This is a genomic window from Albidovulum aestuarii (assembly GCF_029961185.1).
In the GTDB taxonomy this organism is placed as follows: domain Bacteria; phylum Pseudomonadota; class Alphaproteobacteria; order Rhodobacterales; family Rhodobacteraceae; genus Albidovulum; species Albidovulum aestuarii.
On the sequence record NZ_JASBQQ010000003.1, the window covers coordinates 1 to 24732 of the forward strand.

Below are 24732 nucleotides of genomic sequence, written 5' to 3' on the forward strand. Positions count from 1 at the left end.
ATCGCCCCGATCGCGATGGAAGAGAAGCTCCGCTTCGCCATCCGCGAAGGCGGCCGCACCGTCGGCGCTGGCGTCGTGTCGAAAATCATCAAGTAAGACTACGGTTCGATGCAGGCCGGGCACGAGGCCCGGTCTGCCTCTCAACTTTGAAGCCCCGCAAGAGGCAATGAAATGACTGGTCAAAATATCCGCATCAGGCTCAAGGCCTTCGATTACCGCGTGCTGGACGCCAGCACGCAGGAGATCGTGAACACGGCCAAGCGCACCGGTGCCCAGGTCCGCGGCCCGATCCCGCTGCCGAACAAAATCGAGAAGTTCACGGTTCTCCGTGGTCCGCACATCGACAAGAAGTCGCGCGACCAGTGGGAAATCCGTACCCACAAGCGCCTTCTCGACATCGTCGACCCGACCCCGCAGACCGTGGACGCGCTGATGAAGCTCGACCTCGCCGCCGGCGTCGACGTCGAAATCAAGCTGAACTGAGGAGGGCATCAGACATGTTGCGCTCTGGAGTGATCGCGAAGAAGCTGGGCATGACCCGGCTCTTCCTCGAGGACGGCCGGCAGGTTCCGGTGACCGTCCTGCAACTGGACAACCTGCAGGTCGTGGCGCAGCGCACGGCCGAGAAGGATGGCTATTCGGCCGTTCAGCTCGGTGCCGGCACCGCCAAGGCCAAGCGGACCACCGCCGCTATGCGCGGCCACTTTGCCAAGGCAAACGTGGCACCGAAGCGCAAGATCGCGGAATTCCGGGTTTCCCCGGAAAACCTGATCGAAGTTGGCGAGGAAATCACCGCCGACCACTACTTCGAAGGTCAGTTCGTGGATATCGCGGGCACCTCGATCGGTAAGGGTTTCGCCGGTGCGATGAAGCGTCACAACTTCGGCGGTCTGCGCGCCTCGCACGGCGTGTCGATCAGCCACCGTTCGCACGGTTCGACCGGTCAGTGTCAGGATCCCGGCAAGGTCTTCAAAGGCAAGAAGATGGCCGGTCATCTCGGCGCCGTCCGCGTGACCACGCAGAACCTGCAGGTCGTCCGCACCGACAGCGACCGTGGCCTGATCATGGTCAAGGGTTCGGTTCCGGGTTCGAAAGGTGGCTGGGTCACCATCAAGGATGCGGTGAAGAAGCCGTTCCCTGAAAACGCGATCCTGCCTGCCGCGCTGCGCTCGGCTGGCGAAGCCGCCAAGAAGGCCGCTGAAGAAGCCGCCGCCGCCGCTGCTGCCGAGGAAGAAGCCGCCCGCAAGGCCGCGGCCGAAGCCGAAGCCGCCGCGCAGGAAGCCGCTCTGGCTGCTGCCGAAGCGTCTGCTGCCGCTGAAGGTGAAGCCGATGCCGGTGATGCCGGTGACGCGCCCGAAGGAGAGAAAGAATGAAACTCGATGTGATCAAGCTCGACGCCAAGAAGGCAGGCTCGATCGATCTCTCCGACGAGATCTTCGGGCTGGAGCCGCGCGCCGACATCCTGCACCGCGTCGTGCGCTGGCAGCGCGCGAAGGCGCAGGCCGGTACGCATTCGGTACTGGGTAAATCAGACGTGTCCTACTCGACCAAGAAGATCTATCGCCAGAAGGGCACCGGTGGCGCACGCCACGGGTCCCGCAAGGCGCCGATCTTCCGTCACGGTGGTACCTACAAGGGCCCGACCCCGCGCAGCCACGCCCATGACCTGCCCAAGAAGTTCCGGGCGCTCGGTCTGAAGCATGCGCTCTCGGCCAAGGCCGGTGCCGGTCAGCTCATCATCGTCGACAGTCTCGACATGAAGGACGCCAAGACCGCGGTCCTCGCCAAAACGGCGAAGGAACTCGGCTGGAAAAAGGTCCTGATCATCGACGGCGCCGACGTGAACGAGAACTTCGCCCGTGCCGCAGCGAACATCCAGGGCATCGATGTGCTGCCCTCGATGGGCGCCAATGTCTATGACATCCTCAAGCGTGAGACGCTCGTTCTCACGAAGGCGGGTGTCGAAGCTCTGGAGGCTCGTCTGAAATGAGCGTGAAACCGGAACATTACGACGTGATCGTCAAGCCGATCATCACCGAAAAGGCGACAATGGCCTCCGAGGCCGGCGCGGTTGTCTTCCAGGTGACGAAATCCGCAACCAAGCCGCAGATCAAGGAAGCGGTCGAGGCGGTGTTCGGCGTGAAGGTGAAGGCGGTGAACACCACCATCACCAAGGGCAAGACGAAGCGCTTCCGCGGCCAGCTTGGCCAGCGGAGCGATGTGAAGAAAGCCTATGTGACCCTCGAAGAGGGGAACACTATCGACGTCTCTTCGGGGCTCTGATAGAAGGCGCCGAATCTCGCGGCCCCGGGTTCCGGGGCCGCTCGATTTTCTAACCGGGGACCTTCGGGGCCCTATACCCAACGGACCGACAGGTTCAAAGCAACGGAAGACAGAAGCATGGCACTCAAGTCGTATAAGCCGACGACGCCGGGCCAGCGTGGGCTGGTACTGATCGACCGTTCGGAGCTTTGGAAAGGTCGCCCGGTCAAGGCCCTCACTGAGGGTCTGACCAAGACGGGCGGCCGGAACAATACCGGGCGAGTTACATCCTGGCACAAGGGCGGTGGGGCAAAGCGCCTTTACCGCATCGTAGATTTCAAGCGTCGCAAGTTCGACGTCCCGGCGACCGTGGAACGGATCGAATACGACCCGAACCGCACCGCCTTTATCGCGCTGGTGAAGTACCAGGACGGTGAGCAGGCGTATATCCTGGCCCCGCAGCGTCTCGCGGTCGGTGATCAGGTCATCGCTGGTGCGAAGACCGACGTGAAGCCCGGCAATGCGATGCCGTTCTCGGGCATGCCGATCGGCACGATCGTCCACAACGTCGAGATGAAGCCCGGCAAGGGCGGCCAGATCGCACGCGCCGCGGGCACCTATGCCCAGTTCGTCGGCCGTGACGGCGGCTACGCCCAGATCCGCCTCTCCTCGGGCGAACTGCGCATGGTCCGTCAGGAATGCATGGCGACCGTTGGCGCTGTTTCGAATGCCGATCATTCGAACCAGAACCTCGGCAAGGCCGGCCGCAAGCGGCATATGGGCGTTCGCCCGACCGTTCGCGGTGTTGCGATGAACCCGATCGACCACCCGCATGGCGGTGGTGAAGGCCGGACCTCGGGCGGCCGTCACCCGGTTACCCCGTGGGGCAAGGGCACCAAGGGCAACCGCACCCGGTCGAACAAGAAGACGGACAAGTACATCGTCCGTTCGCGCCACGCGAAGAAAGGGCGTTAATCAATGTCTCGTTCTGTTTGGAAAGGCCCGTTCGTCGATTCCTACCTTCTGAAGAAGGCGGAAAAGGCGCAAGCCTCGGGCAAGTCGGAAGTGATCAAGATCTGGTCGCGCCGCTCCACCATCCTGCCGCAGTTTGTCGGCCTCACCTTCGGCGTCTACAATGGCCAGAAGCATATCCCGGTCAACGTGACCGAAGAGATGATCGGTCAGAAGTTCGGTGAATACTCGCCGACGCGGACCTATTACGGTCACGCCGCCGATAAAAAAGCCAAGAGGAAGTAAGCCATGAGCAAGGAAAAGAATCCGCGCCGCGTGGCCGATAACGAAGCGATGGCAAAGTCCAAGATGCTTCGCACCTCGCCGCAGAAACTGAACCTCGTCGCCGCGATGATCCGTGGCAAGAAGGTCGAAAAGGCGCTTGCCGACCTGACCTTCTCGAAAAAGCGGATCGCCGAGGATGTGCGCAAATGCCTGCAATCGGCGATTGCCAATGCCGAGAACAACCACGGTCTTGACGTCGACACGCTGGTCGTCGCCGAAGCCTGGGTCGGCAAGAACCTGGTGATGAAGCGCGGCCGTCCGCGCGCCCGTGGCCGGTTCGGCAAGATCATGAAGCCGTTCAGCGAACTGACCATCAAGGTGCGTCAAGTTGAGGAGTCCGCATAATGGGACAGAAGGTTAACCCCATCGGGATGCGCCTCCAGGTCAACCGCACCTGGGACAGCCGCTGGTACGCCGACAGCAAAGACTACGGTAATCTGCTTCTTGAAGACCTCAAGATGCGTGAGTTCATCCATGACTACGCTAAGCAGGCCGGCGTCTCCAAGGTCATCATCGAACGTCCGCACAAGAAGTGCCGCGTGACGATCCATACCGCCCGCCCCGGTGTCATCATCGGCAAGAAGGGCGCGGATATCGAAACGCTGCGCAAGAAGCTCGCGAACTTCACCGACTCGGAACTGCACCTCAACATCGTCGAGGTCCGCAAGCCCGAGCTTGACGCCCAGCTGGTGGCCGAGTCGATCGCCCAGCAGCTTGAGCGCCGGGTGTCGTTCCGCCGTGCGATGAAGCGCGGCGTGCAGAACGCGATGCGGATGGGTGCGCTCGGCATCCGGGTCAACGTCGCGGGCCGCCTCGGCGGTGCCGAGATCGCCCGGACCGAATGGTACCGCGAAGGCCGCGTGCCGCTGCACACCCTGCGTGCCGACATCGACTATGCGCTCGCCGAAGCGACGACCCCCTATGGCATCATCGGGATCAAGGTCTGGATCTTCAAAGGTGAGATCATGGAGCACGACCCCCAGGCCCGCGACCGCAAGGCGGCTGAGGCCCAGGACGGTCCGTCTCCGCGTGGTCCGAACCCGCGCGGCCCGCGCCGCGACGCCCGGTAAGGAGTAAGGAAGATGCTGCAACCGAAACGGACAAAGTTCCGCAAACAGTTCAAGGGCAAGATCAGCGGCGAAGCCAAGGGCGGGTTCGAACTGAACTTCGGCGGCTTCGGCCTGAAGGCGACCGAGCCTGAGCGCATCACCGCGCGGCAGATCGAAGCGGCCCGCCGCGCGATCACCCGCCACATGAAACGTCAGGGCCGGGTCTGGATCCGCGTCTTCCCGGACACGCCGGTTTCGTCGAAGCCGACCGAAGTCCGGATGGGTAAGGGCAAGGGTTCGGTCGATTACTGGGCTGCCAAGGTCAAGCCGGGCCGTGTCATGTTCGAGATCGACGGCGTGAACGAAACCATCGCCCGCGAGGCCCTGCGCCTCGGTGCGATGAAGCTGCCGATCAAGACCCGCGTCGTGGTTCGCGAAGACTGGTAAGAGCAGTCATATCGACTGACTTATGAAATAGGGCCCCTGCCGGAAGCGGCGGGGGCCTTGCCGTTTCATCGAAGGATCGCCCCCATGGCCGCCACAACCCCGCTTTTCGTGACCCGCCTCTACCGCGCCTCGCTGAACGAGCTTGCGAAGAGCAAGATCGACTACAGCGAACTGAATGCCTCGTGCATAGCCATCGCCGAAGATGACGAGGCCGGACAGGACTGGTGCGAGGCGAATGGCTATCCGGGCTATACCTCCTATTCCTCGCTCAACGATCTGCCCTGGCGTTTTCCGATCTTCGGCGATCTGGAAAAGGCGCTGGACAAGCATGTGGCGGCGTTCTGCAAGGAATTGGGCTTTGATCTGCAGGGCAAGAAGCTGAAATGCGACAGTCTGTGGATCAATATCCTGCCCGAAGGCGGTATGCATGCCAGCCATATTCACCCGCATTCGGTGATTTCGGGGACGACCTATGTCGCGATGCCGACAGGCACCTCGGCGCTGAAGCTGGAAGACCCGCGCCTGCCGATGATGATGCACGCCCCCCTGCGTAAGAAGACCGCCCCACAGGAACTGCAGAGCTTTGTCTATGTGAAGCCCGAGGCGGGGGATGTTCTGCTGTGGGAAAGCTGGCTGCGTCACGAAGTGCCGATGAACATGGCCGAAGAGGACCGGATCAGCGTCAGCTTCAACTACGGTTGGGCGTGAGATCGGCCCGGCCGAACGGTGGTTGATCGTCAGACCTGCCATTGTACCGTGGTGCGCCAGGATTTTGGCTGACCCGCTGTCGGGAAGCAGGTTGCAGGGGTGGAAGCGCCCGGTAACGACCCGTGTTGTCGTGCGCGAAGACTGGTAAGCCTGACCGATCAGAATGGCTGAAAAGGGCGGAGTTTTCTCTGCCCTTTTCTGTTTCAGGTCCATGAAACATCCGGTTTCGCAATCGTGATGCGGGCACCCGCGATACTGTGATAACTTTGCCACAGGGAACTCCGGTGGACGGTATCTGCACCGCGCCGGAACAGAGGGGGACATTCCATGACAAGATACATTGCAGCACTTTTCATGGCGACTGCGTTCGCGTTGCCAGTTTCCGCGCAGGACAGCACCGAAGAGGTCGTGATGGAGAACCTTCGTGGCGTCGGGGCACTCGACGTCGATCAGATCGTCGCGACCTATGCCGATGACGCCTTGCTGCTGACATCTGACAAGGTCTATTCCGGGCATGACGAAATCCGAGGATTTTACGAGGACTTCGTGGCCGAGTTTTCCCAGCCGGACATCTCCATGAATTCAGACGGCATGAACATCGCCGGCAATACGGCCGTGATGGTATGGAACGGCGAGTCGCCCGACAATGTCTACGAATATGCAGCCGATACCTTTGTCGTCGACGGCGGCAAGATCGTCAGCCACAGCTTCGTGGGCAAGATCATCCCGAAATAGGCGTACGGCGACGAAACGTTGCCGGGGCGCGACCAGGGCGGGCGGTCAAACGACGCCGCCGGAATCGAGTGCGACCAGGGTGCTTTGCGTGGACCTTTGTCGTATGCCCATGATCGCTACGTATTCCGGGGAATGGTACCAGCGCTTCAGTGCTTCCATACTCGGAAACTCGATGATCACCATACGCCCCGGCGTCCAGTCCTTGCCGGATTCGAGAACCTCAAGCGCACCGCCGCGTGACAGGAAGCGCCCGCCATGGGCAGTGATGGTCGGCAGAACCTGCCGCTTGTATTCGTCGAACGTGTCTTGGTCGGTGATGATTTCATCGGCGATCAGGTAAGCAGGCACGGCGCAACTCCCTCTCTGCGCGATCCGGTGCATCGGCCCGGATTCGGCAAGGCCAGTATTTGCGATTTCGGACATGCCGCCAATCCTTGAATCCGCCTCAAGGACTGCTTCGTCATGGGTGTCGTGTCGCCTCCTTGCCAGATGCATGTGCCGAGCCTACGCTCTCCAAAGCGCCATAGCGGGGAGGGGTCAATGCGTGAGACCGAAAGGATTGTCCGCCAGTTCCACGAAAGCTGGGACATGCGTGACCCCGACCGGGGTGCCGCGGTCATTGCCGCCGATTGCCAGTTCGAGGATGTCGCGCGGGGTGAGGCGCAGGTCGGCCCCGATGCCTACCGCGCAGATTACCAGCGCTGGCGCGATGCGTTCCCCGATGGCGAGGTCAAGGTCACGCGGGTCATCGTCGACGGCGACTGGGCTGTGGTGGAGTTCGTGAATCGGGGCACGCATACCGGCACCCTCAAGTCATCCCTCGGGGACTTTCCGCCCAGCGGTCGGCGGCAAGAGTCGCGCTATTGCTCGGTAATGCGGGTCAGGGACGGCAAAGTCGTGGAGGGCCGTGATTATTACGACAGCGCCAGCATCGCGCGGCAGTTGGGGCTGGTGGACTAGAGCTGTCGGCTTGCATCGGAAGGTAATGGCTCTATGACGCTGTGAACGAAAGACGCGTCTTCGCCCAAGTGTAGAGAAAACTTTCCCTTGCCCCCCGCCGCCCCCTCCCTTATAGGGACGCATCCTGCGATTCCGGGTTCCCGGATTCGCATGGTCATCATTGACTCCACCGGGCTGAAGGCAACCCCGCAAAGGGCCTTCCGGTGATGTTGAAAGGAAAGAGGCGCATGAACGCCAGCGAACTGAAAGCGAAGACGCCCGACCAGCTCCGCGATGAGCTTGTCGCGCTGAAGAAGGAGGCCTTCAACCTCCGCTTCCAGCAGGCCACCGGCCAGCTGGAGAACACCGCCCGTATGCGCAAGGTCCGCCGCGACGTTGCCCGTATCAATACCGTTCTGAACCAGAAAGCCGCTGAAGCGGCGGCGAACTGAGGAGCGCACCATGCCCAAACGTATCCTGCAAGGCGTCGTGACCTCGGACAAGAACGAGCAGACGATCACCGTCCTCGTCGAGCGTCGCTTCAAGCATCCGCTGCTGCACAAGACCGTGCGGAAGTCGAAGAAATACCGCGCCCATGACGCGGATAACAAATTCAAGGTCGGCGACACTGTCCGCATCGAGGAATGCGCGCCGATCTCGAAGACGAAACGCTGGACGGTGGTAAGCGACGCCTCGGCGTAAGCACCCCCTGAAAGCTCAATCGAAACCCTGGGGAATAAGCCCCAAAGGTCGGGAGAAACCAAATGATCCAGATGCAGACCAATCTGGATGTTGCTGACAACTCCGGCGCGCGCCGGGTTCAGTGCATCAAGGTCCTGGGTGGTTCCCACCGCCGCTACGCCAGCGTCGGCGACATCATCGTGGTGTCGGTCAAGGAAGCCATACCGCGCGGCCGCGTGAAGAAAGGTGACGTCCGCAAGGCCGTCGTCGTGCGCACCGCCAAGGAAGTCCGCCGTGAAGACGGCACCGCAATCCGCTTCGACCGCAACGCCGCCGTCATCCTGAACAACCAGGGTGAGCCGGTCGGCACCCGTATCTTCGGGCCGGTCGTGCGCGAACTGCGCGCCAAGAACTTCATGAAGATCATCTCGCTGGCTCCGGAGGTGCTCTGATGGCTGCGAAACTGAAAAAAGGCGACAAGGTCGTCGTCCTTGCCGGCAAGGACAAGGGCAAAGAGGGCGAGATCGCGTCCGTTGACCCGAAGGCGGGCAAGGCCGTGGTCGAGGGCATCAACATCGCCATCCGCCACACCCGCCAGACCCAGAACAGCCAGGGCGGCCGTCAGCCGAAGGCAATGCCGGTTGACCTGTCGAACCTCGCGCTGATGGACAAGAACGGCAAAGCGACCCGCGTCGGCTTCCGCATGGAAGGTGACAAGAAGGTGCGTTTCGCCAAGACCACGGGGGACGTGATCTGATGCTCGACACAGCAACCTATACCCCGCGCCTCAAGGCCGCCTATCAGGCGTCGATCCGCGCCGCTCTGAAAGAGCAGTTCTCTTACAAGAACGACATGCAGATCCCGCGTCTCGACAAGATCGTCCTGAACATGGGCGTCGGCGAGGCCGTGAAGGACACCAAGAAGGTCAAACAGGCCGCCGAAGAGCTGACGCTCATCGCCGGTCAGAAGGCCGTGATCAACAAGGCCAAGAAGTCGATCGCCGGCTTCCGCGTTCGTGAAGAGATGCCGCTCGGCACCAAGGTCACGCTGCGTGGTAACCGGATGTACGAATTCCTCGACCGCCTGATCACGATCGCGCTGCCGCGCGTTCGCGACTTCCGCGGCGTGAAGGGCACGTCCTTTGACGGTCGTGGCAACTACGCGATGGGCCTGAAGGAACACATCGTGTTCCCCGAGATCGACTTTGACAAGGTCGACGAAGTTCTCGGCATGGACATCATCATCTGCACCACCGCGAAGACTGACGCGGAAGCGAAGGCGCTGTTGAAGCAATTCAACATGCCCTTCAACAGCTGATCGCGGAGGAACGACGATATGGCAAAGAAATCCATGGTGAACCGTGAAGTGAAGCGCGCCAAGCTGGTCAAGCAATATGCTGCCAAGCGCGCCGCACTGAAGGAAATCATCGAAGACCAGTCGAAGCCGATGGAAGAGCGTTTCAAGGCGACGATGAAACTGGCGAAGCTGCCCCGTAACTCCTCGGCCACGCGGATTCACAACCGCTGCCAGCTGACGGGCCGTCCGCACGCCTATTACCGCAAACTCAAGCTCAGCCGCATCATGCTGCGTGATCTCGCCTCCATGGGCCAGATCCCCGGCATGGTAAAGTCGAGCTGGTAAGGAGGTCGAGAAATGTCGATGAACGATCCTCTCGGCGATATGCTGACCCGCATCCGCAACGCGCAGATGCGCGGCAAGTCCACCGTCCGCACGCCGGCCTCCAAGCTTCGCGCCTGGGTGCTCGACGTGCTCAAGGACGAGGGCTATATCCGCGGCTACGAAAAGGTTGAGGCCAATGGCCATCCTGAACTGGAAATCAGCCTCAAGTACTTCGAAGGCACGCCTGTGATCCGCGAGATCAAGCGCGTCTCGAAGCCGGGCCGCCGGGTCTATTCCGGTTCCAAGGAGCTTCCGTCGGTCCGTCAGGGCCTCGGTGTTTCCATCGTCTCCACGCCGAAAGGCGTGATGTCGGATGCAGCTGCACGCTCTGCCAATGTTGGTGGCGAAGTGCTCTGCACCGTATTCTAAGGAGGGTTCCATGTCTCGTATCGGCAAGAAACCCGTCGAAGTTCCCTCGGGCGTAACCGCGACCATCTCGGGCCAGAAGGTTGAGATGAAAGGGCCGAAAGGCACCCTTTCCTTCACCGCCACCGACGATGTCACGATCACGCTGGAAGGCAATGAAATCTCGGTGAAGCCGCGCGGCACCTCCAAGCGGGCGCGTCAGCAATGGGGCATGTCGCGCTCCATGGTGGCGAACCTCGTGCAGGGCGTGACGACCGGTTTCAAGAAGGAACTTGAGATCAACGGCGTCGGCTACCGCGCGCAGATGCAGGGCAATGTCCTGAAACTGTCGCTCGGCTACAGCCACGAAGTGAATTTCGAAGTGCCGCAGGGCGTGACCGTCACGACCCCGAAGCAGACCGAGATCATCGTCGAAGGTACTGACCCGCAGCTCGTCGGCCAGGTCGCGGCCAATATCCGCGAATGGCGCCGGCCGGAGCCCTACAAGGGCAAGGGCATCAAGTACAAGGACGAGTACATCTTCCGTAAGGAAGGCAAGAAGAAGTAAGGACCAGACAGATGGCAAACAGCAAACGGGAACTGTTCCTCAAGCGCCGCCTGCGCGTCCGGAACAAGCTTCGCAAGATGGCCGACGGACGCGCGCGTCTCTCGGTTCATCGCTCCTCCAAGAACATCAGCGTTCAGCTGATCGACGACGTCAAGGGCGTGACGCTCGCCTCGGCCTCCAGCCTCGAAAAGGATCTGGGTGTCGTTGGCAAGAACAACGTCGAGGCGGCGGCGAAGATCGGCAAGGCGATCGCCGAACGTGCAAAGAAAGCCGGTGTCGAAGAGTGCTATTTCGACCGTGGCGGCTTTCTCTTCCACGGCAAGATCAAAGCGCTCGCCGACGCAGCCCGCGAAGGCGGCCTGAAGTTCTGATGACTGCGGGCGGCACCCGTGCCGCCCCGATGATCCGGGCCCCGGACCTGATCCGGGACACCAGGATCGGCCCAAACGGCGCTGTGCCGCGCCACCAGTGAAGGAATGCCTGATGGCAGAACGTGAAAACCGCCGGGACCGTCGCGACCGCGAGGAAACCCCGGAATTTGCTGATCGCCTCGTTGCGATCAATCGTGTGTCGAAGACTGTGAAGGGCGGTAAGCGCTTCGGTTTCGCCGCGCTCGTGGTGGTCGGTGACCAGCGCGGCCGCGTCGGCTTCGGCAAGGGCAAGGCCAAGGAAGTGCCGGAAGCGATCCGCAAGGCAACCGAACAGGCGAAGCGTTCACTCGTTCGTGTGCCGCTGCGCGATGGCCGCACGCTGCACCACGACATCGAAGGCCGCCATGGTGCGGGCCGCGTCGTGATGCGCACCGCCCCGGAAGGTACCGGGATCATCGCCGGTGGTCCGATGCGCGCCGTGTTCGAGATGCTGGGCGTCAAGGATGTTGTGTCCAAGTCGCTGGGCTCGCAGAACCCCTACAACATGATCCGGGCCACGATCGACGGTCTGAAGCAGGAATCGAGCCCCCGCATGGTCGCGCAGCGCCGCGGCAAGAAGGTGGCTGACATCCTGAAGAAGCCGGAAGCGGCTGAAGCGGCGGAGGCCTGAGACCCATGGCCAAGAAAACCATCGTCGTGAAGCAGATCGCCTCAGCCGCCCGTCGCCCCGCCATTCAGGCTGCGACGCTGAAGGGCCTCGGCCTCGGCAAGATCAACCGCACGCGTGAGCTGGAAGACACGCCCGCCGTGCGCGGCATGGTCAACAAGATCCCGCATCTTGTGACCATCGTCGAAGAGCGCGGCTGACGTCGCAGGCGCAAATTCCTTCCAAAGGAATTTGCCAAAATTCTTCGAAAGAATTTTGAAAGCGCCCCGGGAAACCGGGGCGCTTTTCGTTTCGTTCCGGCAGTTTAGCCTTGCACGGGACGCAAGGCGGCTCTTCGCGATTGTCGGTAGCCGACCCGAGGCGGGCGTCCTATGTCTTTCAGCGACCGAAGAATGGATATCAGGAATACGACCATGGTTGCTGTTACGCACACCGCCAAACCCCTTGCGGAGATGCTGCGGATCATCCGCTCTACGATCCGCCACCTGACCACCGTCGCCACGCGCGGCGAGCCTGCGCCCTACTGGACCGACTATCTCCGCGACACGCGGAACTGATCCTGGCGATAGAGTGCCCGAAAACGCTCCGGCGACCCCCGGGGCGTTTTTGTTTGTGGTCGACATTGCTGAAACGGCCACCCATGCCTGATTTCCCCAAATACGGTTTCCTGTGCTAAGCTACCGCCCGTAAGCGGTGCTTCGTTACCGGTCTTTCTCAGAAAAATCTTTGTCGCCAGAAGGCGACCATCCAGGGGGAAACCATGTCTCAACACTATGCTGGCGGCTGCGAGCATCATCCCGTGCGCGCCTCTGCTGAACCGATCGACAATCACGAATGCCACTGCAATGTCTGCAAGAAGGTCACGGGCCAGCACACGACCCATGTCGCCTTCTTCAACCACGGCGAACTGAAGACTGACAACGAAGCCGCGATGAAGCGCGTGCCATTCAATGCCGACAATCCGAACGGCCCCCTTGAAATCTGCCTTTGCGAGAAGTGCAACGCGGTTCTTATGCTGGACGACAAGCAGAAACGCATCCGTGTCGCGGTGCCGAACGTGATGGGATACGACGACGCGAAATTCCCGAAGGCGACCTATCACGCTTTCTGGGATGAGTCGAAAGGCTACCCGAAACCGAATGACGGCCGTCCGGTCTATGAGGGTCTGCAGCCGAGTTTCGTCTGGCCGAAAGGCGCATGACGAGGCGCTAATTTCGTCCCTGATCTGATCCGGGGCGTGTAATATGAAGCCCCCGCCCTGCGGCGGGGGCGAGCGTTTTTTCTGAAAGCTTGCATTGGCGTCAGTGCGCGTCTATACGCCCCCGGTGGTCCTTCAGGGCCCGACTCACAAATCAAGAAATGCCGTGTGCCCCCAACCGTCGCTGGCGGGGGTCTTCCGGCCAAGGAGAAGCGACATGAAACTGAATGAACTCCGGGACAATCCCGGCGCCGCCAAGAAATCCAAGCGCGTTGCGCGTGGTCCGGGTTCGGGCAAGGGCAAGACTGCCGGCCGCGGTATCAAGGGTCAGAAATCCCGTTCGGGCGTGGCCATCGGCGGTTACGAAGGCGGCCAGATGCCGCTCTACCGGCGTCTGCCGAAGCGCGGCTTCAACAAGCCGAACGCCAAGAAATTCGCTGTCGTGAACCTCGGCCAGCTTCAGGCCTTCGTTGACGCGGGCAAGCTCGACGCCAAGAAAGAGATCACCGAGGACATCCTCGTCGAAGCCGGCGTTGTCCGCCGCAAGCTTGACGGTGTCCGCGTTCTCGCCAAGGGCGAGGTCAAGGCCAAGCTGAAGCTTGCCGTCACCGGCGCGTCGAAAGCCGCCATCGAGGCCGTCGAGAAGGCCGGTGGCGCACTTTCGGTCACGGCTGCGGCACCGGCGGCGGAAGCCACCGAATAAGGTGTTGTGGGCGACGCAAGCGGCGCTTACATAGACACGAGTTTTCCAAAGCGCCGCCGACCGGGAAACGGTTCGGCGGCGCTGTCATACAAGCGAGACCGGAATGGCATCTGCTGCAGAGCAAATGGCGGCGAACTTAAGCTGGGGGGCCTTTGGCAAGGCCACCGACCTTCGCCAACGCATCTTCTTCACCATCGGACTTCTGATCGTCTACCGCCTTGGCACCTATATCCCAGTGCCCGGCATCGACGCGGTGGCCCTTCGCGAGTTCATGAAGGACGCCTCTCAGGGCATCGGCGGCATGCTGCAGATGTTCACCGGCGGCGCGCTGGGCCGGATGGGGATCTTCGCGCTTGGCATCATGCCCTATATCTCGGCCTCGATCATCGTCCAGCTTCTGACGGCGATGGTGCCCGCGCTCGAACAGCTCAAGAAAGAGGGCGAGCAGGGACGCAAGAAGATCAACCAGTATACCCGTTACGGAACGGTTCTTCTCGCGACTTTCCAGGCCTACGGGCTTGCCCGCAGCCTTGAGGCGGGCGACCTGGCCCATGATCCCGGGCTCTTCTTCCAGCTGGCCTGCGTCATCACGCTGGTGGGCGGCACCATGTTCCTGATGTGGCTTGGCGAACAGATCACCGCGCGCGGCGTCGGCAACGGCGTCTCACTGATCATCTTCGTCGGCATCGTCGCCAATATCCCGGCAGCACTTGCGCAGTTCTTCGAACAGGGCCGGATCGGCGCGATTTCTGCCCCGGTCATCATCGGCGTGATCCTGATGGTCATCGGCGTCATCGCCTTCGTGGTCTTCATGGAGCGGGCGCTGAGGAAGATCCACATTCAGTATCCCCGCCGCCAGGTCGGCATGAAGATCATGGACGGCTCGTCCTCGCACCTGCCGATCAAGGTCAACCCGGCGGGCGTCATCCCGGCGATCTTCGCCTCGTCGCTTCTGCTGCTGCCGACCACGATCGCGACCTTCTCGGGTTCACAGACCGGCCCGGTCATGTCGACGATCCTCGCCTATTTCGGCCCCGGCCAGCCGCTCTACCTTCTGTTCTTCACGAGCATGATCGTCTTCTTCGCGTATTTCTACACCGCGAACGTGTCGTTCAAATCCGATGATGTGGCCGACAACCTGAAAAACCAGGGCGGCTTCATTCCGGGCATCCGTCCGGGCGCGAAGACGGTGGATTACCTCGACTATGTCGTGGCGCGTATCCTCGTCGTCGGCTCCGGCTATCTGGCCGCCGTTTGCCTTCTGCCCGAGATCCTGCGCTCGCAACTGTCGATCCCGTTCTACTTCGGCGGTACGTCGGTGCTGATCGTCGTGTCGGTCACGATGGACACGATCAACCAGATCCAATCGCATCTTCTTGCGCACCAGTATGAAGGGCTGATCGAAAAGTCCCAGCTGCGCGGCAAGAGGCGGGGCGGGGCAAAGAAAGCGCCCTCGCGTCGCTAGAGCGTGTCGGGTTTCGACGGAAACAAGGTGAATCAGAATTCGAACGAAAAAGGTTCGAATTCTGATTCAATCTAAACCCGAAACGCCGCTACACCCTCACAGGTGGTCGGTATCCGATTGCACACAGGCGTTGGCTTGGGTAGCAATTCGGTGTAAACCCGGCCGGCCTAAAGGGGGACCCATGACCAATATCATTCTTCTCGGACCGCCGGGGGCGGGCAAAGGAACTCAGGCCCGGCTTCTGGTCGAAGAACGCGGACTGGTGCAGCTTTCGACCGGCGACATGCTGCGCGAGGCCAAGGACTCCGGCACCGAGATGGGCAAGATCGTCGCCGATGTCATGGCGCGCGGCGACCTGGTCACGGATGAGATCGTCATCGGCCTGATCGAGGAGAAGCTTGCCGACACCAAGGCCAAGGGTTTCATCTTCGATGGCTTCCCGCGCACGCTGGCGCAGGCGGATGCGCTCGGCGCGCTTCTCAAGCGGTCGGGCAACCAGCTTGACGCGGTGATCGAGATGCGGGTGGACGACGACGCGCTGGTGCAGCGGATTACGGCGCGCTCGACCTGCGGCAATTGCGGCGAAGTCTACAACGACATTACCAAGCCGATCCCGGTCGATGGCACCTGCACAAGCTGCGGCCAGAAGGCCGAATTCAAGCGCCGCGCCGACGACAACGCCGACAGCCTCAAGCAGCGGCTGATGGAGTACTACAAGAAGACCTCTCCGCTCATCGGCTACTACTACGCGATGGGCGATCTCTTCACCGTCGACGGGCTGGGCGAGATCGACGCGGTCGCCAAATCCATCGCCAATGTGCTGGATCAGGCCACGGCGTCTTGACGCCAGCGTCAAATCCCACTAGGTCACGGCGTCTCTGATGAGAATCGTCTTGATTTGCCGGGTTTTCCCGTAAGCGAATCAGTTCGGAAGAACCGGCCCGGCGGCATCCAAGCCTTCGGGCCATAGTTGTGAAAAAAGGTTCCGGCATCACGGAACCGCAACGAAAGGAAGCTACGCGTGGCACGTATTGCTGGCGTCAACATCCCGACGGGGAAGCGCGTCCCCATCGCCCTTCAGTATATCCACGGCATCGGCAACGATATCGCCCACAAAATCTGTGAGGCGGTCAAGATCGAACCGACCCGTCGTGTGAACGAGCTTTCCGACGCCGAAGTGCTCGCCATCCGCGAACATATCGACGCCAACTTCACGGTCGAAGGCGACCTGCGCCGCGAAGTGCAGATGAACGTCAAGCGTCTGATGGATCTCGGCTGCTACCGCGGCCTGCGTCATCGCCGCAACCTCCCGGTCCGCGGCCAGCGGACCCACACCAACGCCCGTACCCGCAAAGGCCCCGCAAAGGCCATTGCCGGTAAGAAGAAGTAAGGGGAGGCTTGACCGATGGCTCGTGACAAGACCCGTATGAAGCGCAAGGAGCGCAAGAACATCGCCGCTGGCGTTGCGCATGTGAACTCCTCGTTCAACAACACCAAGATCCTGATCTCCGACGTTCAGGGCAACGCGATTGCCTGGTCCTCGGCCGGCACGATGGGCTTCAAGGGATCGCGCAAGTCGACCCCCTATGCCGCCCAGATGGCTGCCGAAGACGTGGCCCGCAAGGCGCAGGAACACGGCGTGAAGACGCTGGAAGTCGAAGTGCAGGGCCCGGGTTCGGGCCGTGAAAGCGCGCTGCGCGGCCTCGCCGCCGCCGGTTTCAACATCACCTCGATCCGTGATGTGACGCCGATCGCGCATAACGGCTGCCGTCCGCCGAAGCGCCGGCGCGTCTGACGACTTATTCAGCGGTCCGGGCCGTGCGGCAAAGCGCGGCCCGGGGCGTTTTCGTTTTTTCCCTCGGGCGTTCCCGGGCATCGGTCATGGACCGGGAACAGGTATGGAGGCAGAACGCATGATCCACAAGAATTGGGCTGAACTGATCAAGCCGCAGCAGCTTGACGTAAAGCCGGGCAACGACCCGCAGCGCAAGGCGACGCTGATCGCCGAACCGCTGGAGCGCGGCTTTGGCCTGACGCTTGGCAACGCGCTGCGCCGGGTGCTGATGTCGTCGCTTCAGGGCGCTGCCATCACCTCCGTCCAGATCGACAACGTGCTGCACGAGTTCTCCTCGGTCGCCGGTGTCCGCGAAGACGTCACCGACATCGTTCTGAACCTCAAGGGCGTCTCCTTGAAGATGGAAGTCGAAGGGCCGAAGCGCCTGTCGATCTCGGCCAAGGGTCCGGGCGTTGTCACCGCTGGCGACATCTCGGAATCGAATGGCATCGAGGTTCTGAACAAGGACCACGTGATCTGCCACCTCGACGACGGCGCCGACCTCTTCATGGAACTGACGGTCGATACCGGCAAGGGCTATGTCGCGGCCGACAAGAACCGCCCGGAAGACGCACCCATCGGTCTGATCCCGATCGACGCGATCTATTCGCCGGTCAAGAAAGTCAGCTACGAAGTTCAGCCGACCCGTGAGGGCCAGGTTCTGGACTATGACAAGCTGACGATGAAGATCGAGACGGACGGCTCGCTGACCCCGGACGATGCCGTGGCCTATGCCGCGCGCATCCTTCAGGACCAGCTTGGCATCTTCGTCAACTTCGACGAACCGGAATCGGCCTCCAAGCAGGACGCGGACGACGGGCTGGAATTCAACCCGCTCCTCCTCAAGAAGGTGGACGAGCTGGAACTCAGCGTCCGTTCGGCGAACTGCCTGAAGAACGACAACATCGTCTATATCGGCGATCTGATCCAGAAGACCGAAGCCGAGATGCTGCGCACCCCGAACTTCGGCCGCAAGTCGCTGAACGAGATCAAGGAAGTGCTTTCGGGCATGGGTCTGCACCTCGGCATGGATGTCGAGGACTGGCCGCCAGAGAACATCGAAGACCTCGCGAAGCGCTTCGAAGACCAGTTCTGAAAGTCCTAATCCGCCGTGCGGCGTGTCGGGACGGATGCCCGACAGATGCCATACGGATGCGGGACGCTTGACAGACGGGTGGGCCGGCTTTAGACGGCCCCCCCGGAATGCCCGCCAGATGCGGGGAAAACATGGGCACAACGCCCCAAGGAGAGCGGCGCGAGGACCACGCCCGCCGGACAAAGCAAAAGACGATAGGAGATCAAAATGCGTCACGCCCGCGGCTACCGCCGTCTGAACCGTACCCATGAGCACCGTAAGGCGCTCTTCGCCAACATGGCCGGTTCGCTCATCGAACATGAACAGATCAAGACCACCCTTCCCAAGGCGAAGGAACTGCGTCCTATCATCGAAAAGCTGATCACGCTCGCCAAGCGCGGCGACCTGCATGCCCGTCGTCAGGCGGCTGCCCAGCTTAAGCAGGACAAGTATGTCGCACGCCTCTTCGAAATTCTCGGCCCGCGCTACAAGGACCGTCAGGGCGGTTATGTCCGCGTTCTGAAAGCCGGGTTCCGCTATGGCGACATGGCGCCAATGGCGATCATCGAATTCGTCGACCGTGATCCGGCCGCCAAGGGCGCTGCCGACAAGGCGCGTCTCGAGGCCGCGGAAGCCGCCGAATCCTGACGTAGCGTCACCCGCCTAGCGCGTGGTATTGTAAAAGTAACAACCCCGTCGCTACTATCGGCGGGGTTGTTTCGTTCAATGGGTGTGCTGCTAAATGATGTCGTCGATTCTGCCTGTTGCAATATGTACCGACCGGCTTGTCGATTGCATCTGCGCGGCGGCCGCATCGATAACTGCTGACAGCTGCACATCTGCCAGTGGCGTTGCGCCCAGGAATTCCAGGAGATCTGTTCGCGCGGTATCGGGAAGGCGCATCAGCCTTGCAAACAGCTCAGGATCGATCGTACGCAATAGCTTGACCCTCAACGAGAAATACGCTGAGGATCAATTTAGAGTTGATTGGGGGCAAGGCAACTTGTCTAAAAAGACATGTCTTCGCATCGCGGCATAGATCTCAGGTTACATGAGCTGGGGCTTCTCGCCCCGGCCGGTTATTTCCTTGGTTTGCACATTCGTTTTACTGCGCCTTTGATGACGTTTCAGACCTATGATCAGGCTTGGCTCGATCACTATACCAACAATGGCTATGTGCTTCGCGATCCCATGACCGCCTGGGGGTTCAGTACGACCGGCACGATCCGTTGGAGCGACAAGCGATTGCCCGATCCATTCGGACTTTTCGCAGAAGCAGCACAATACGGCCTGAAATACGGCGCGACGGTGTCCTACGGAGAAATAAGTTCCCGTACGATCGCAAGTATCGCCCATAGCGAGCGGGAGTTCACCGACGAAGAGATTGCCCGTGTGGCATCGATCGTGCATGAGTTGCACGATGCGACCGAGCCGCCGAGCGAACTGACGACGGCTCAGATCGAAGCTCTTAAGTGCATTGCGGGCGGCGACCGGCACGCAGCAGCGGCCGCGAAACTCGGGATTTCGGAAAGTGCGCTCAAGGCCAGACTTAACTCTGCGCGGCAGAGACTGATGGCGCGGACGACTGCCGAAGCGATCCAGAGGGCAAAAGACTACCGACTGCTCTGACGGTCGTCCTCCGCAAGGTTACCGATTAACCACCCACCCTGCAGGAGGATGTCATGCAGACCACTACCCTTTCTTTTGAGAATCTCCACAACCATGGGGAGCTCTTTGCCAATATGCTTCGTGCTCGGCGTGAGCTTTTCATCGGTCACAACAAATGGGACCTGCCCGAGGCGCTCGGCATGGAATACGACCAGTACGATACACCGGCAAGCCGCTGGGTTGTCGTGCATGATGAGTTGGGCCAGGTTCTGGCGGGGAACCGCCTGACGCCGACCACAGCACGCTGCGGGATCTATTCCTACATGATCCGCGATGCACAGCGCGGACTTCTCGACACGATCCCGGCGAACCTTCTTTTCGAGGAGGCGCCCGTGGCGGAAACCGTCTGGGAGAGTTCGCGCCTCTTCGTATCACACACGGTTCCGGCGCATCTGCGCCGCAGGGTGCATGCAAAGCTGGTCATGGAACTCGGAGGAGCGGCCCGGCGCCTTGGCGCAACACATTGTCTGACGCTTCTCGCAGCGAACTGGCCGCGCTGGGCCGGACGGGTCGGTGTCGACATGACGGCGATGGGACCGGTGATGAATATCGACGGAGTGGACAACCAGGTCGTGTCGATGGACTTCTCGTCGACGCTGCATTGATTGCCAGACGGGCCGGCTTCCAAATGGCAGCCGGCCCATGCTTCCGCTTTTATCGGCATTGCCGCTGAGATAGTCTCTCGGCCATGCCGGATCTTTTCGATCAGACCGCCAATACTGCAACCCTGCACGACGCGCCGCGTCCGTTGGCGGACCGGTTGCGGCCTGCCGCGATTGCCGAAGTTATCGGGCAGAAGAAGGTACTCTCTGCCGATGGCCCTCTCGGCGCGATGCTGGCCTCGGGATCTCTTTCGTCGCTGATTCTCTGGGGTCCGCCCGGAGTTGGCAAAACCACGATTGCCCGGTTGCTGGCCGATGCCACTGACCTTGCCTTTGTGCAGATCAGCGCGATCTTTTCCGGCGTGCCTGAGCTTCGGAAAGTCTTCGAGGCGGCGAAGCTGCGCCGTCAGCAGGGCAGGGGCACGCTCCTCTTCGTTGATGAGATTCACCGCTTTAACAAGGCCCAGCAGGACGGGTTCCTGCCGCATATGGAAGACGGCACTATCGTGCTGGTCGGCGCCACCACCGAAAACCCCTCATTTGAACTGAACGCCGCTCTTCTCAGCCGCTCGCAGGTGATCGTGCTGGACCGGCTCTCGCCCGCCGATCTGGAGCTTCTGGTGCAGCGGGCGGAAAAGGAGCTTGGCCGTGCACTGCCCCTGAAGGCGGAGGCGCGCGAGGCACTGGTGAACATGGCCGACGGCGATGGCCGCGCGCTGTTGAACCTCATCGAACAGGTGGCCGCCTGGAAGACCGACAAAACGCTCGACACAACGGCCTTGTCCGATCGACTGATGCGGCGCGCAGCGAAATACGACAAGTCGGGCGAGGAGCATTACAACCTCATCTCTGCCCTGCATAAATCCGTGCGCGGGTCCGACCCGGACGCAGCACTCTACTGGTTCGCGCGCATGCTGGAAGGCGGTGAGGATCCGCGTTTCCTCGCCCGCCGCATCACGCGGATGTCGGTCGAGGATATCGGTCTTGCCGATCCGCAGGCGCAGTCGATCTGCCTGCACGCCTGGGAGGTCTATGAACGCCTTGGCAGCCCCGAGGGCGAATTGGCGCTGGCCGAGGCCGTCACCTATCTCGCGCTCGCGCCGAAATCGAACGCGGTCTATGTCGCCTACAAGGCGGCGCGCGCCGAGGCGCGCAAGACCGGGTCGGAACCGCCGCCGAAACATATCCTGAATGCGCCGACGAAGATGATGAAGGATCAGGGCTACGGGTCGGGCTATGCCTATGACCACGACGCCGAGGACGGGTTTTCTGGCCAGAACTATTTTCCCGAAACGATGAAGCGCCCCGTCTTCTACCAGCCGGTCGAGCGCGGCTATGAACGTGAACTGAAGAAGCGGGTCGAGTGGTTCGCGAAGCTGCGCGACAAACGCAGCTGACACTCCTCGTGCGCCGAGGCCAGTGTCCGGGCTTCTCGTGGCGATGAGTGCCCCGAAGGGGCTTTGAGGAGCGCTGGCCGGAGTTGACTTTGCCCGCGTGAGGCATGAGGAAGGCGCCATGATCCAGACCCTGCTTCAGGTGGCCCTTGGCGGCGCGCTCGGCGCCTCGGCCCGCTATATGACCAATGTCGCCGCGATGCGGCTGATCGGCCCCGGTTTTCCCTGGGGCACGGTCGTGGTGAACGTCGTGGGCTCGTTCCTGATGGGGGTGATTGTCGTGGCGCTGGCCCACAAGGACGCGACCCGGATGGCGCCGTTTCTGATGACGGGTCTCTTGGGCGGCTTCACCACCTTCTCGGCCTTCTCGCTCGACGCGCTGACCATCTGGGAACGTGGCCAGACGGGGCTTGCCGCCGCCTATGTTCTTGGGTCGGTGATCCTGTCGTTAGCCGGGATCGTCGCCGGAATGGCCGTGACCCGTGGGGTATTCGCATGAGCAGCGTCAAACTCCTGACCGTGTCCGTCGACGAGGGCGAAAGCCGTCTCGACCGCTGGCTGAAGAGGCGTTTCGCGCAGATCACGCAGGGCCAGATCGAGAAGCTGTGCCGCACCGGGCAGATCCGCGTCGATGGCGGGCGGGTCAAGGCCTCCACCAGGGTCCAGCCAGGGCAGGAGGTGCGCGTGCCGCCGCTGCCGGCATCCGAATCCAACGTGCCGAAGCCCGAGGCCGGGATCAGCGCCGCCGATGCAAAGATGATCCAGGCGGCGGTCCTGTGGAAGGACGAACATATCATCGCCCTGAACAAGCCGCCGGGCCTGCCGTCGCAGGGAGGATCGGGGCAGGGCAACCGCCATGTCGACGGTCTGAGTGCCGCCCTGATGTTCGGCTACAAGGATCAGCCGAAGCTCGTCCACCGGCTCGACAAGGACACATCCGGCGTCCTGCTTCTGGCCCGCACCAGCCGCATTGCCCGTGCGCTGAGTGAAGCCTTCCAGTCGCGCACCACGCGCAAGATCTACTGGGCGGCCGTTGCCGGTGTGCCGAACCCGAAGATGGGTACGATCCGGTTCGGTTTGGTGAAGGCTCCCGGCCATGGGCGGGGCGGCGAAGGCGAGAAAATGATGGCCGTTCATCCGTCCAAGATCGATGAGACCGATGGCGCGAAACGGGCGACGACCGATTTCGCTGTACTCGACGCGCTTGGCACCCGCACCGCATGGGTCGCGCTGGTTCCGGTGACCGGCCGCACCCATCAGCTTCGGGCCCATATGGCCGAACTGGGCCACCCGATCGTGGGCGACGGCAAATATGGCGGTTCAGGGCAGGAAAACCTCGGCGATGGTTGGGGCGCCCAGTTGGGCGGCGATATCAGCCGCAAGCTGCATCTTCATGCGCGTTCGATCAGCTTCGATCACCCGATCACCGGCAAACGCATTACCCTGACCGCGCCTTTGCCCGACCATATGAAACGCACCTGGAAGACACTCGGCTGGTCCGAGGCCGATGTCCCCGCCGATCCGTTCGCGGAGGAGGCATGACGGGGCTGCGGCTGGTGGTCTTCGATGTCGACGGCACGATTGTCGATAGTCAGGACCATATCCACGGGGCGATGGAGCATGCGTTCACTGAGGTCGGCCATCCGCTGCCCTCGCGCGCCGAGATCCTCTCCATCGTCGGCCTGTCGCTGCCCGAGGCGATGGCCCGCCTCGTCCCGGAGCTGCCGGCGGTTGCGCAAGCCGATCTGGTCGAGGCCTACAAGGGCAGCTTCGGGCGAATGCGGGCGGACCGCCTGTCGCCATTATTCGACGGAATGGCCGATCTCATCGTGCGGCTTCGTGCAGAACCCGAGACGCTTCTCGGTGTGGCGACCGGTAAATCCCGGCGCGGGCTGACCCATGTTCTGGCCGGGCACGAATTGCAGGACAATTTCATCACCACCCAAGTCGCCGATGATCACCCGTCGAAACCGCACCCCTCGATGCTGCTTGCGGCATTGGCCGAAACCGGGGTTCCGGCTCGGGATGCGGTGATGATCGGCGACACGACCTATGACATCCAGATGGGCCGCGCCGCCGGGTTCCACACGATCGGGGTCAGCTGGGGTTATCACCGGGCCGAGACGCTGGCAGCGGCCGGGGCCGGACGGGTGGTGGAAACGGCTGGTGCGCTGGCGGATGCGATTGACGATATCTTGGAGACGGCATGAGCGGCTGGAAGGCGAAACGGTTCTGGAAAGCGGTGACGGTGGCTGAGGCAGAAGGTGGCTTTGCCGTGCTGCTTGACGCACGTCCCGTGCGTACACCCGCCAAAGCGCCCCTGTTGCTGCCGAGCCATGCAATGGCCGAGGCGATCGCGGCAGAATGGCAGGCGGTCGAAGGGGCAGTTGATCCCCGCACCATGCCCGTGACGCGCCGGGCCAATGCCGCCATCGACAAGGTCGCCCCGCAGTTCGAGGAAGTAGCGCAACTGGTGGCCGACTACGGCGGGTCAGACCTTCTCTGCTACCGCGCCGAAGCGCCGAAGGCTCTGGTCGAGGCGCAGGCGAAGGCCTGGGACCCGCTGCTGGACTGGGCGGCAGATACGTTCAGTTCGCGCCTCTGCGTTACGCGGGGCGTCGTGCCGGTAGCCCAGCCTGCGGAGTGTCTCGACAGGTTGGCCGCTGTGGTCCGAGCGACGACGCCATTTCAGCTTACCGCGCTTTACGATCTGGTCGGGCTCAGCGGTTCACTGATCCTGGGACTTGCTGCAACGCGCGGCGAATTCGACGCCGAATCCCTCTGGTCTCTGTCGCGCCTGGACGAAGACTGGCAAGCCGAGCATTGGGGCGAAGACGAAGAAGCGTCCGCCAACGCGGCGCTGCGCAAGACGGAGTTCCTTCGGGCGCGCCATTTTTGGGAACTTTCACGCCCACTTGCGGAATAAAGTTACGCGCGACGCCGCGTCACCCCGAAAAACCACATGTCAAATGGCATTTCCGTCATTCGCCGGGCTGTTTGCGACCTTGACGCGCGCAACACATCGTTCAACACTGCGCCGCGCGG

Annotated in this window: 42 protein-coding genes; 40 read left to right on the forward strand and 2 right to left on the reverse strand. The window is 61.8% G+C overall.

What is annotated here, in order from left to right:
* The 12 genes from QKW60_RS07940 to QKW60_RS07995 all read left to right on the forward strand — a co-directional run.
* Positions 1 to 96, forward strand: a 96-nt coding sequence (locus tag QKW60_RS07940) for an EF-Tu C-terminal domain-related protein (protein WP_146176322.1), incomplete at its 5' end; no start/stop codon positions are given.
* A gap of 75 nt (positions 97 to 171) precedes the next feature.
* Positions 172 to 483, forward strand: a complete 312-nt coding sequence (gene rpsJ, locus QKW60_RS07945) for a 30S ribosomal protein S10 (RefSeq protein ID WP_104070856.1) — start codon at positions 172 to 174, stop codon at positions 481 to 483.
* Positions 484 to 497: 14 nt separating this feature from the next.
* Positions 498 to 1373 (forward strand): 50S ribosomal protein L3, encoded by an 876-nt coding sequence (gene rplC / locus QKW60_RS07950; RefSeq protein ID WP_282367804.1) that lies wholly within the window; start codon positions 498 to 500, stop codon positions 1371 to 1373.
* Positions 1370 to 1990, forward strand: coding sequence for a 50S ribosomal protein L4 (gene rplD / locus QKW60_RS07955; RefSeq protein WP_263739247.1), 621 nt, complete (start codon positions 1370 to 1372; stop codon positions 1988 to 1990). The genes rplC and rplD overlap by 4 nt, the downstream gene beginning before the upstream one ends.
* Positions 1987 to 2283: a 50S ribosomal protein L23 gene (locus QKW60_RS07960; protein ID WP_282367811.1), complete on the forward strand. Its 297-nt coding sequence runs from the start codon at positions 1987 to 1989 to the stop codon at positions 2281 to 2283. Before rplD ends, QKW60_RS07960 begins: the two co-directional genes overlap by 4 nt.
* 117 nt (positions 2284 to 2400) lie before the next feature.
* Positions 2401 to 3237 carry a 50S ribosomal protein L2 gene (gene rplB / locus QKW60_RS07965; protein WP_282367812.1) on the forward strand — a complete coding sequence of 279 codons (837 nt, stop codon included), beginning with the start codon at positions 2401 to 2403 and terminating at the stop codon, positions 3235 to 3237.
* A 3-nt stretch (positions 3238 to 3240) separates the two neighbouring features.
* The gene (gene rpsS, locus QKW60_RS07970; RefSeq protein WP_263739244.1) at positions 3241 to 3519 is read left to right on the forward strand and encodes a 30S ribosomal protein S19; all 279 of its coding nucleotides are present in this window, start codon (positions 3241 to 3243) and stop codon (positions 3517 to 3519) included.
* A gap of 3 nt (positions 3520 to 3522) precedes the next feature.
* Positions 3523 to 3903, forward strand: a complete 381-nt coding sequence (gene rplV, locus QKW60_RS07975) for a 50S ribosomal protein L22 (RefSeq protein ID WP_282367813.1) — start codon at positions 3523 to 3525, stop codon at positions 3901 to 3903.
* Positions 3903 to 4628, forward strand: coding sequence for a 30S ribosomal protein S3 (rpsC, locus tag QKW60_RS07980; protein ID WP_282367814.1), 726 nt, complete (start codon positions 3903 to 3905; stop codon positions 4626 to 4628). Before rplV ends, rpsC begins: the two co-directional genes overlap by 1 nt.
* A 12-nt stretch (positions 4629 to 4640) precedes the next feature.
* A complete protein-coding gene (rplP, locus tag QKW60_RS07985) occupies positions 4641 to 5054 on the forward strand; it encodes a 50S ribosomal protein L16 (protein ID WP_282367815.1) in 414 nt (137 codons plus the stop codon).
* Between the two features lie 84 nt (positions 5055 to 5138).
* A complete protein-coding gene (locus QKW60_RS07990; RefSeq protein WP_282367816.1) occupies positions 5139 to 5762 on the forward strand; it encodes a TIGR02466 family protein in 624 nt (207 codons plus the stop codon).
* A 327-nt stretch (positions 5763 to 6089) separates the two neighbouring features.
* Positions 6090 to 6497, forward strand: coding sequence for a nuclear transport factor 2 family protein (locus QKW60_RS07995; protein WP_282367817.1), 408 nt, complete (start codon positions 6090 to 6092; stop codon positions 6495 to 6497).
* Between the two features lie 45 nt (positions 6498 to 6542).
* Here the strand turns inward: QKW60_RS07995 and QKW60_RS08000 are convergent, their stop codons facing one another.
* Positions 6543 to 6920, reverse strand: a complete 378-nt coding sequence (locus tag QKW60_RS08000; RefSeq protein ID WP_282367818.1) for a DUF1330 domain-containing protein — start codon at positions 6918 to 6920, stop codon at positions 6543 to 6545.
* A gap of 117 nt (positions 6921 to 7037) precedes the next feature.
* On the opposite strand from QKW60_RS08000, the gene QKW60_RS08005 reads away from it, so the two are divergent.
* The 21 genes from QKW60_RS08005 to rplQ all read left to right on the forward strand — a co-directional run bounded on the left by QKW60_RS08005 (position 7038) and on the right by rplQ (position 18671).
* On the forward strand, positions 7038 to 7457 hold the full coding sequence (locus QKW60_RS08005) for an ester cyclase (RefSeq protein ID WP_263739238.1): 420 nt from the start codon (positions 7038 to 7040) through the stop codon (positions 7455 to 7457).
* 227 nt (positions 7458 to 7684) lie between these two features.
* Positions 7685 to 7888, forward strand: a complete 204-nt coding sequence (gene rpmC, locus QKW60_RS08010; RefSeq protein ID WP_282367822.1) for a 50S ribosomal protein L29 — start codon at positions 7685 to 7687, stop codon at positions 7886 to 7888.
* Positions 7889 to 7898: 10 nt separating this feature from the next.
* Positions 7899 to 8138 (forward strand): 30S ribosomal protein S17, encoded by a 240-nt coding sequence (gene rpsQ / locus QKW60_RS08015; protein WP_282367824.1) that lies wholly within the window; start codon positions 7899 to 7901, stop codon positions 8136 to 8138.
* A 62-nt stretch (positions 8139 to 8200) separates the two neighbouring features.
* On the forward strand, positions 8201 to 8569 hold the full coding sequence (gene rplN, locus QKW60_RS08020; protein WP_022705624.1) for a 50S ribosomal protein L14: 369 nt from the start codon (positions 8201 to 8203) through the stop codon (positions 8567 to 8569).
* Complete coding sequence (gene rplX, locus QKW60_RS08025; protein WP_282367850.1) at positions 8569 to 8874, forward strand: 50S ribosomal protein L24; 306 nt, start codon at positions 8569 to 8571, stop codon at positions 8872 to 8874. The genes rplN and rplX overlap by 1 nt, the downstream gene beginning before the upstream one ends.
* Positions 8874 to 9434, forward strand: a complete 561-nt coding sequence (gene rplE, locus QKW60_RS08030; protein ID WP_282367852.1) for a 50S ribosomal protein L5 — start codon at positions 8874 to 8876, stop codon at positions 9432 to 9434. Before rplX ends, rplE begins: the two co-directional genes overlap by 1 nt.
* Before the next feature lie 18 nt (positions 9435 to 9452).
* On the forward strand, positions 9453 to 9758 hold the full coding sequence (rpsN, locus tag QKW60_RS08035; RefSeq protein ID WP_282367854.1) for a 30S ribosomal protein S14: 306 nt from the start codon (positions 9453 to 9455) through the stop codon (positions 9756 to 9758).
* Positions 9759 to 9770: 12 nt separating this feature from the next.
* Positions 9771 to 10166 (forward strand): 30S ribosomal protein S8, encoded by a 396-nt coding sequence (gene rpsH / locus QKW60_RS08040; protein WP_282367857.1) that lies wholly within the window; start codon positions 9771 to 9773, stop codon positions 10164 to 10166.
* Positions 10167 to 10176: 10 nt separating this feature from the next.
* A complete protein-coding gene (gene rplF, locus QKW60_RS08045) occupies positions 10177 to 10710 on the forward strand; it encodes a 50S ribosomal protein L6 (RefSeq protein ID WP_282367859.1) in 534 nt (177 codons plus the stop codon).
* A gap of 11 nt (positions 10711 to 10721) precedes the next feature.
* Positions 10722 to 11081 carry a 50S ribosomal protein L18 gene (rplR, locus tag QKW60_RS08050; protein ID WP_282367861.1) on the forward strand — a complete coding sequence of 120 codons (360 nt, stop codon included), beginning with the start codon at positions 10722 to 10724 and terminating at the stop codon, positions 11079 to 11081.
* Between the two features lie 112 nt (positions 11082 to 11193).
* On the forward strand, positions 11194 to 11751 hold the full coding sequence (gene rpsE, locus QKW60_RS08055) for a 30S ribosomal protein S5 (RefSeq protein WP_282367863.1): 558 nt from the start codon (positions 11194 to 11196) through the stop codon (positions 11749 to 11751).
* A gap of 5 nt (positions 11752 to 11756) precedes the next feature.
* Entirely contained in the window at positions 11757 to 11948 is a 192-nt protein-coding gene (rpmD, locus tag QKW60_RS08060) for a 50S ribosomal protein L30 (protein ID WP_282367866.1), read from the forward strand.
* Between the two features lie 213 nt (positions 11949 to 12161).
* A complete protein-coding gene (locus QKW60_RS08065) occupies positions 12162 to 12305 on the forward strand; it encodes a hypothetical protein (protein ID WP_282367868.1) in 144 nt (47 codons plus the stop codon).
* Positions 12306 to 12508: 203 nt separating this feature from the next.
* A complete protein-coding gene (locus tag QKW60_RS08070) occupies positions 12509 to 12949 on the forward strand; it encodes a GFA family protein (protein WP_282367870.1) in 441 nt (146 codons plus the stop codon).
* A 214-nt stretch (positions 12950 to 13163) separates the two neighbouring features.
* The gene (rplO, locus tag QKW60_RS08075; RefSeq protein ID WP_282367872.1) at positions 13164 to 13649 is read left to right on the forward strand and encodes a 50S ribosomal protein L15; all 486 of its coding nucleotides are present in this window, start codon (positions 13164 to 13166) and stop codon (positions 13647 to 13649) included.
* A gap of 103 nt (positions 13650 to 13752) precedes the next feature.
* Positions 13753 to 15114 (forward strand): preprotein translocase subunit SecY, encoded by a 1362-nt coding sequence (gene secY / locus QKW60_RS08080; RefSeq protein ID WP_282367874.1) that lies wholly within the window; start codon positions 13753 to 13755, stop codon positions 15112 to 15114.
* 181 nt (positions 15115 to 15295) lie between these two features.
* Entirely contained in the window at positions 15296 to 15958 is a 663-nt protein-coding gene (locus tag QKW60_RS08085; protein WP_282367875.1) for an adenylate kinase, read from the forward strand.
* A gap of 177 nt (positions 15959 to 16135) precedes the next feature.
* Positions 16136 to 16504 carry a 30S ribosomal protein S13 gene (rpsM, locus tag QKW60_RS08090; protein ID WP_282367876.1) on the forward strand — a complete coding sequence of 123 codons (369 nt, stop codon included), beginning with the start codon at positions 16136 to 16138 and terminating at the stop codon, positions 16502 to 16504.
* A gap of 15 nt (positions 16505 to 16519) precedes the next feature.
* Complete coding sequence (rpsK, locus tag QKW60_RS08095; RefSeq protein WP_263739221.1) at positions 16520 to 16909, forward strand: 30S ribosomal protein S11; 390 nt, start codon at positions 16520 to 16522, stop codon at positions 16907 to 16909.
* A 118-nt stretch (positions 16910 to 17027) separates the two neighbouring features.
* Positions 17028 to 18044 (forward strand): DNA-directed RNA polymerase subunit alpha, encoded by a 1017-nt coding sequence (locus QKW60_RS08100; protein WP_282367879.1) that lies wholly within the window; start codon positions 17028 to 17030, stop codon positions 18042 to 18044.
* Positions 18045 to 18251: 207 nt separating this feature from the next.
* Positions 18252 to 18671 carry a 50S ribosomal protein L17 gene (gene rplQ / locus QKW60_RS08105; protein WP_282367881.1) on the forward strand — a complete coding sequence of 140 codons (420 nt, stop codon included), beginning with the start codon at positions 18252 to 18254 and terminating at the stop codon, positions 18669 to 18671.
* Positions 18672 to 18761: 90 nt separating this feature from the next.
* Here rplQ and QKW60_RS08110 read toward each other — a convergent pair whose 3' ends face one another.
* Positions 18762 to 18962 carry a hypothetical protein gene (locus QKW60_RS08110; protein ID WP_282367883.1) on the reverse strand — a complete coding sequence of 67 codons (201 nt, stop codon included), beginning with the start codon at positions 18960 to 18962 and terminating at the stop codon, positions 18762 to 18764.
* A 78-nt stretch (positions 18963 to 19040) separates the two neighbouring features.
* On the opposite strand from QKW60_RS08110, the gene QKW60_RS08115 reads away from it, so the two are divergent.
* From QKW60_RS08115 to QKW60_RS08145, 7 genes are all read left to right on the forward strand, one after another.
* Positions 19041 to 19652 carry an autoinducer binding domain-containing protein gene (locus QKW60_RS08115; RefSeq protein ID WP_282367885.1) on the forward strand — a complete coding sequence of 204 codons (612 nt, stop codon included), beginning with the start codon at positions 19041 to 19043 and terminating at the stop codon, positions 19650 to 19652.
* Positions 19653 to 19705: 53 nt separating this feature from the next.
* Entirely contained in the window at positions 19706 to 20296 is a 591-nt protein-coding gene (locus QKW60_RS08120; protein ID WP_282367886.1) for an acyl-homoserine-lactone synthase, read from the forward strand.
* Between the two features lie 83 nt (positions 20297 to 20379).
* Positions 20380 to 21690, forward strand: a complete 1311-nt coding sequence (locus QKW60_RS08125) for a replication-associated recombination protein A (RefSeq protein ID WP_282367887.1) — start codon at positions 20380 to 20382, stop codon at positions 21688 to 21690.
* A gap of 118 nt (positions 21691 to 21808) precedes the next feature.
* On the forward strand, positions 21809 to 22186 hold the full coding sequence (gene crcB, locus QKW60_RS08130) for a fluoride efflux transporter CrcB (protein ID WP_282367888.1): 378 nt from the start codon (positions 21809 to 21811) through the stop codon (positions 22184 to 22186).
* Positions 22183 to 23229 carry an RluA family pseudouridine synthase gene (locus QKW60_RS08135; RefSeq protein WP_282367889.1) on the forward strand — a complete coding sequence of 349 codons (1047 nt, stop codon included), beginning with the start codon at positions 22183 to 22185 and terminating at the stop codon, positions 23227 to 23229. Before crcB ends, QKW60_RS08135 begins: the two co-directional genes overlap by 4 nt.
* On the forward strand, positions 23226 to 23897 hold the full coding sequence (locus QKW60_RS08140; protein ID WP_282367890.1) for an HAD-IA family hydrolase: 672 nt from the start codon (positions 23226 to 23228) through the stop codon (positions 23895 to 23897). Before QKW60_RS08135 ends, QKW60_RS08140 begins: the two co-directional genes overlap by 4 nt.
* A complete protein-coding gene (locus QKW60_RS08145) occupies positions 23894 to 24613 on the forward strand; it encodes an ATP12 family chaperone protein (protein WP_282367891.1) in 720 nt (239 codons plus the stop codon). The genes QKW60_RS08140 and QKW60_RS08145 overlap by 4 nt, the downstream gene beginning before the upstream one ends.
* Positions 24614 to 24732: the final 119 nt, after the last annotated feature.

Bases quoted from the DNA above. Each gene is read 5' to 3' on its own strand.
- rpmD (WP_282367866.1), top strand. From the start codon at position 11,757: ATGGCCAAGAAAACCATCGTCGTGAAGCAGATCGCCTCAGCCGCCCGT.
- rplE (WP_282367852.1), top strand. From the start codon at position 8,874: ATGCTCGACACAGCAACCTATACCCCGCGCCTCAAGGCCGCCTATCAG.
- rplQ (WP_282367881.1), top strand. From the start codon at position 18,252: ATGCGTCACGCCCGCGGCTACCGCCGTCTGAACCGTACCCATGAGCAC.
- rpsS (WP_263739244.1), top strand. From the start codon at position 3,241: ATGTCTCGTTCTGTTTGGAAAGGCCCGTTCGTCGATTCCTACCTTCTG.
- QKW60_RS07995 (WP_282367817.1), top strand. From the start codon at position 6,090: ATGACAAGATACATTGCAGCACTTTTCATGGCGACTGCGTTCGCGTTG.
- crcB (WP_282367888.1), top strand. From the start codon at position 21,809: ATGATCCAGACCCTGCTTCAGGTGGCCCTTGGCGGCGCGCTCGGCGCC.
- rplD (WP_263739247.1), top strand. From the start codon at position 1,370: ATGAAACTCGATGTGATCAAGCTCGACGCCAAGAAGGCAGGCTCGATC.
- QKW60_RS08115 (WP_282367885.1), top strand. From the start codon at position 19,041: ATGTCTTCGCATCGCGGCATAGATCTCAGGTTACATGAGCTGGGGCTT.
- QKW60_RS08005 (WP_263739238.1), top strand. From the start codon at position 7,038: ATGCGTGAGACCGAAAGGATTGTCCGCCAGTTCCACGAAAGCTGGGAC.
- rplX (WP_282367850.1), top strand. From the start codon at position 8,569: ATGGCTGCGAAACTGAAAAAAGGCGACAAGGTCGTCGTCCTTGCCGGC.
- secY (WP_282367874.1), top strand. From the start codon at position 13,753: ATGGCATCTGCTGCAGAGCAAATGGCGGCGAACTTAAGCTGGGGGGCC.
- rplC (WP_282367804.1), top strand. From the start codon at position 498: ATGTTGCGCTCTGGAGTGATCGCGAAGAAGCTGGGCATGACCCGGCTC.
- rplB (WP_282367812.1), top strand. From the start codon at position 2,401: ATGGCACTCAAGTCGTATAAGCCGACGACGCCGGGCCAGCGTGGGCTG.
- rpsH (WP_282367857.1), top strand. From the start codon at position 9,771: ATGTCGATGAACGATCCTCTCGGCGATATGCTGACCCGCATCCGCAAC.
- QKW60_RS08100 (WP_282367879.1), top strand. From the start codon at position 17,028: ATGATCCACAAGAATTGGGCTGAACTGATCAAGCCGCAGCAGCTTGAC.
- QKW60_RS08065 (WP_282367868.1), top strand. From the start codon at position 12,162: ATGGTTGCTGTTACGCACACCGCCAAACCCCTTGCGGAGATGCTGCGG.
- rplF (WP_282367859.1), top strand. From the start codon at position 10,177: ATGTCTCGTATCGGCAAGAAACCCGTCGAAGTTCCCTCGGGCGTAACC.
- rplV (WP_282367813.1), top strand. From the start codon at position 3,523: ATGAGCAAGGAAAAGAATCCGCGCCGCGTGGCCGATAACGAAGCGATG.
- rpsE (WP_282367863.1), top strand. From the start codon at position 11,194: ATGGCAGAACGTGAAAACCGCCGGGACCGTCGCGACCGCGAGGAAACC.
- QKW60_RS08070 (WP_282367870.1), top strand. From the start codon at position 12,509: ATGTCTCAACACTATGCTGGCGGCTGCGAGCATCATCCCGTGCGCGCC.
- rpsJ (WP_104070856.1), top strand. From the start codon at position 172: ATGACTGGTCAAAATATCCGCATCAGGCTCAAGGCCTTCGATTACCGC.
- QKW60_RS08120 (WP_282367886.1), top strand. From the start codon at position 19,706: ATGCAGACCACTACCCTTTCTTTTGAGAATCTCCACAACCATGGGGAG.
- rpsN (WP_282367854.1), top strand. From the start codon at position 9,453: ATGGCAAAGAAATCCATGGTGAACCGTGAAGTGAAGCGCGCCAAGCTG.
- QKW60_RS08085 (WP_282367875.1), top strand. From the start codon at position 15,296: ATGACCAATATCATTCTTCTCGGACCGCCGGGGGCGGGCAAAGGAACT.
- QKW60_RS08145 (WP_282367891.1), top strand. From the start codon at position 23,894: ATGAGCGGCTGGAAGGCGAAACGGTTCTGGAAAGCGGTGACGGTGGCT.
- QKW60_RS08135 (WP_282367889.1), top strand. From the start codon at position 22,183: ATGAGCAGCGTCAAACTCCTGACCGTGTCCGTCGACGAGGGCGAAAGC.
- rplP (WP_282367815.1), top strand. From the start codon at position 4,641: ATGCTGCAACCGAAACGGACAAAGTTCCGCAAACAGTTCAAGGGCAAG.
- rplO (WP_282367872.1), top strand. From the start codon at position 13,164: ATGAAACTGAATGAACTCCGGGACAATCCCGGCGCCGCCAAGAAATCC.
- rpsQ (WP_282367824.1), top strand. From the start codon at position 7,899: ATGCCCAAACGTATCCTGCAAGGCGTCGTGACCTCGGACAAGAACGAG.
- QKW60_RS07960 (WP_282367811.1), top strand. From the start codon at position 1,987: ATGAGCGTGAAACCGGAACATTACGACGTGATCGTCAAGCCGATCATC.
- rplR (WP_282367861.1), top strand. From the start codon at position 10,722: ATGGCAAACAGCAAACGGGAACTGTTCCTCAAGCGCCGCCTGCGCGTC.
- rplN (WP_022705624.1), top strand. From the start codon at position 8,201: ATGATCCAGATGCAGACCAATCTGGATGTTGCTGACAACTCCGGCGCG.
- rpsC (WP_282367814.1), top strand. From the start codon at position 3,903: ATGGGACAGAAGGTTAACCCCATCGGGATGCGCCTCCAGGTCAACCGC.
- QKW60_RS08125 (WP_282367887.1), top strand. From the start codon at position 20,380: ATGCCGGATCTTTTCGATCAGACCGCCAATACTGCAACCCTGCACGAC.
- QKW60_RS08140 (WP_282367890.1), top strand. From the start codon at position 23,226: ATGACGGGGCTGCGGCTGGTGGTCTTCGATGTCGACGGCACGATTGTC.
- QKW60_RS07990 (WP_282367816.1), top strand. From the start codon at position 5,139: ATGGCCGCCACAACCCCGCTTTTCGTGACCCGCCTCTACCGCGCCTCG.
- rpmC (WP_282367822.1), top strand. From the start codon at position 7,685: ATGAACGCCAGCGAACTGAAAGCGAAGACGCCCGACCAGCTCCGCGAT.
- QKW60_RS08000 (WP_282367818.1), bottom strand. From the start codon at position 6,920: ATGTCCGAAATCGCAAATACTGGCCTTGCCGAATCCGGGCCGATGCAC.
- rpsK (WP_263739221.1), top strand. From the start codon at position 16,520: ATGGCTCGTGACAAGACCCGTATGAAGCGCAAGGAGCGCAAGAACATC.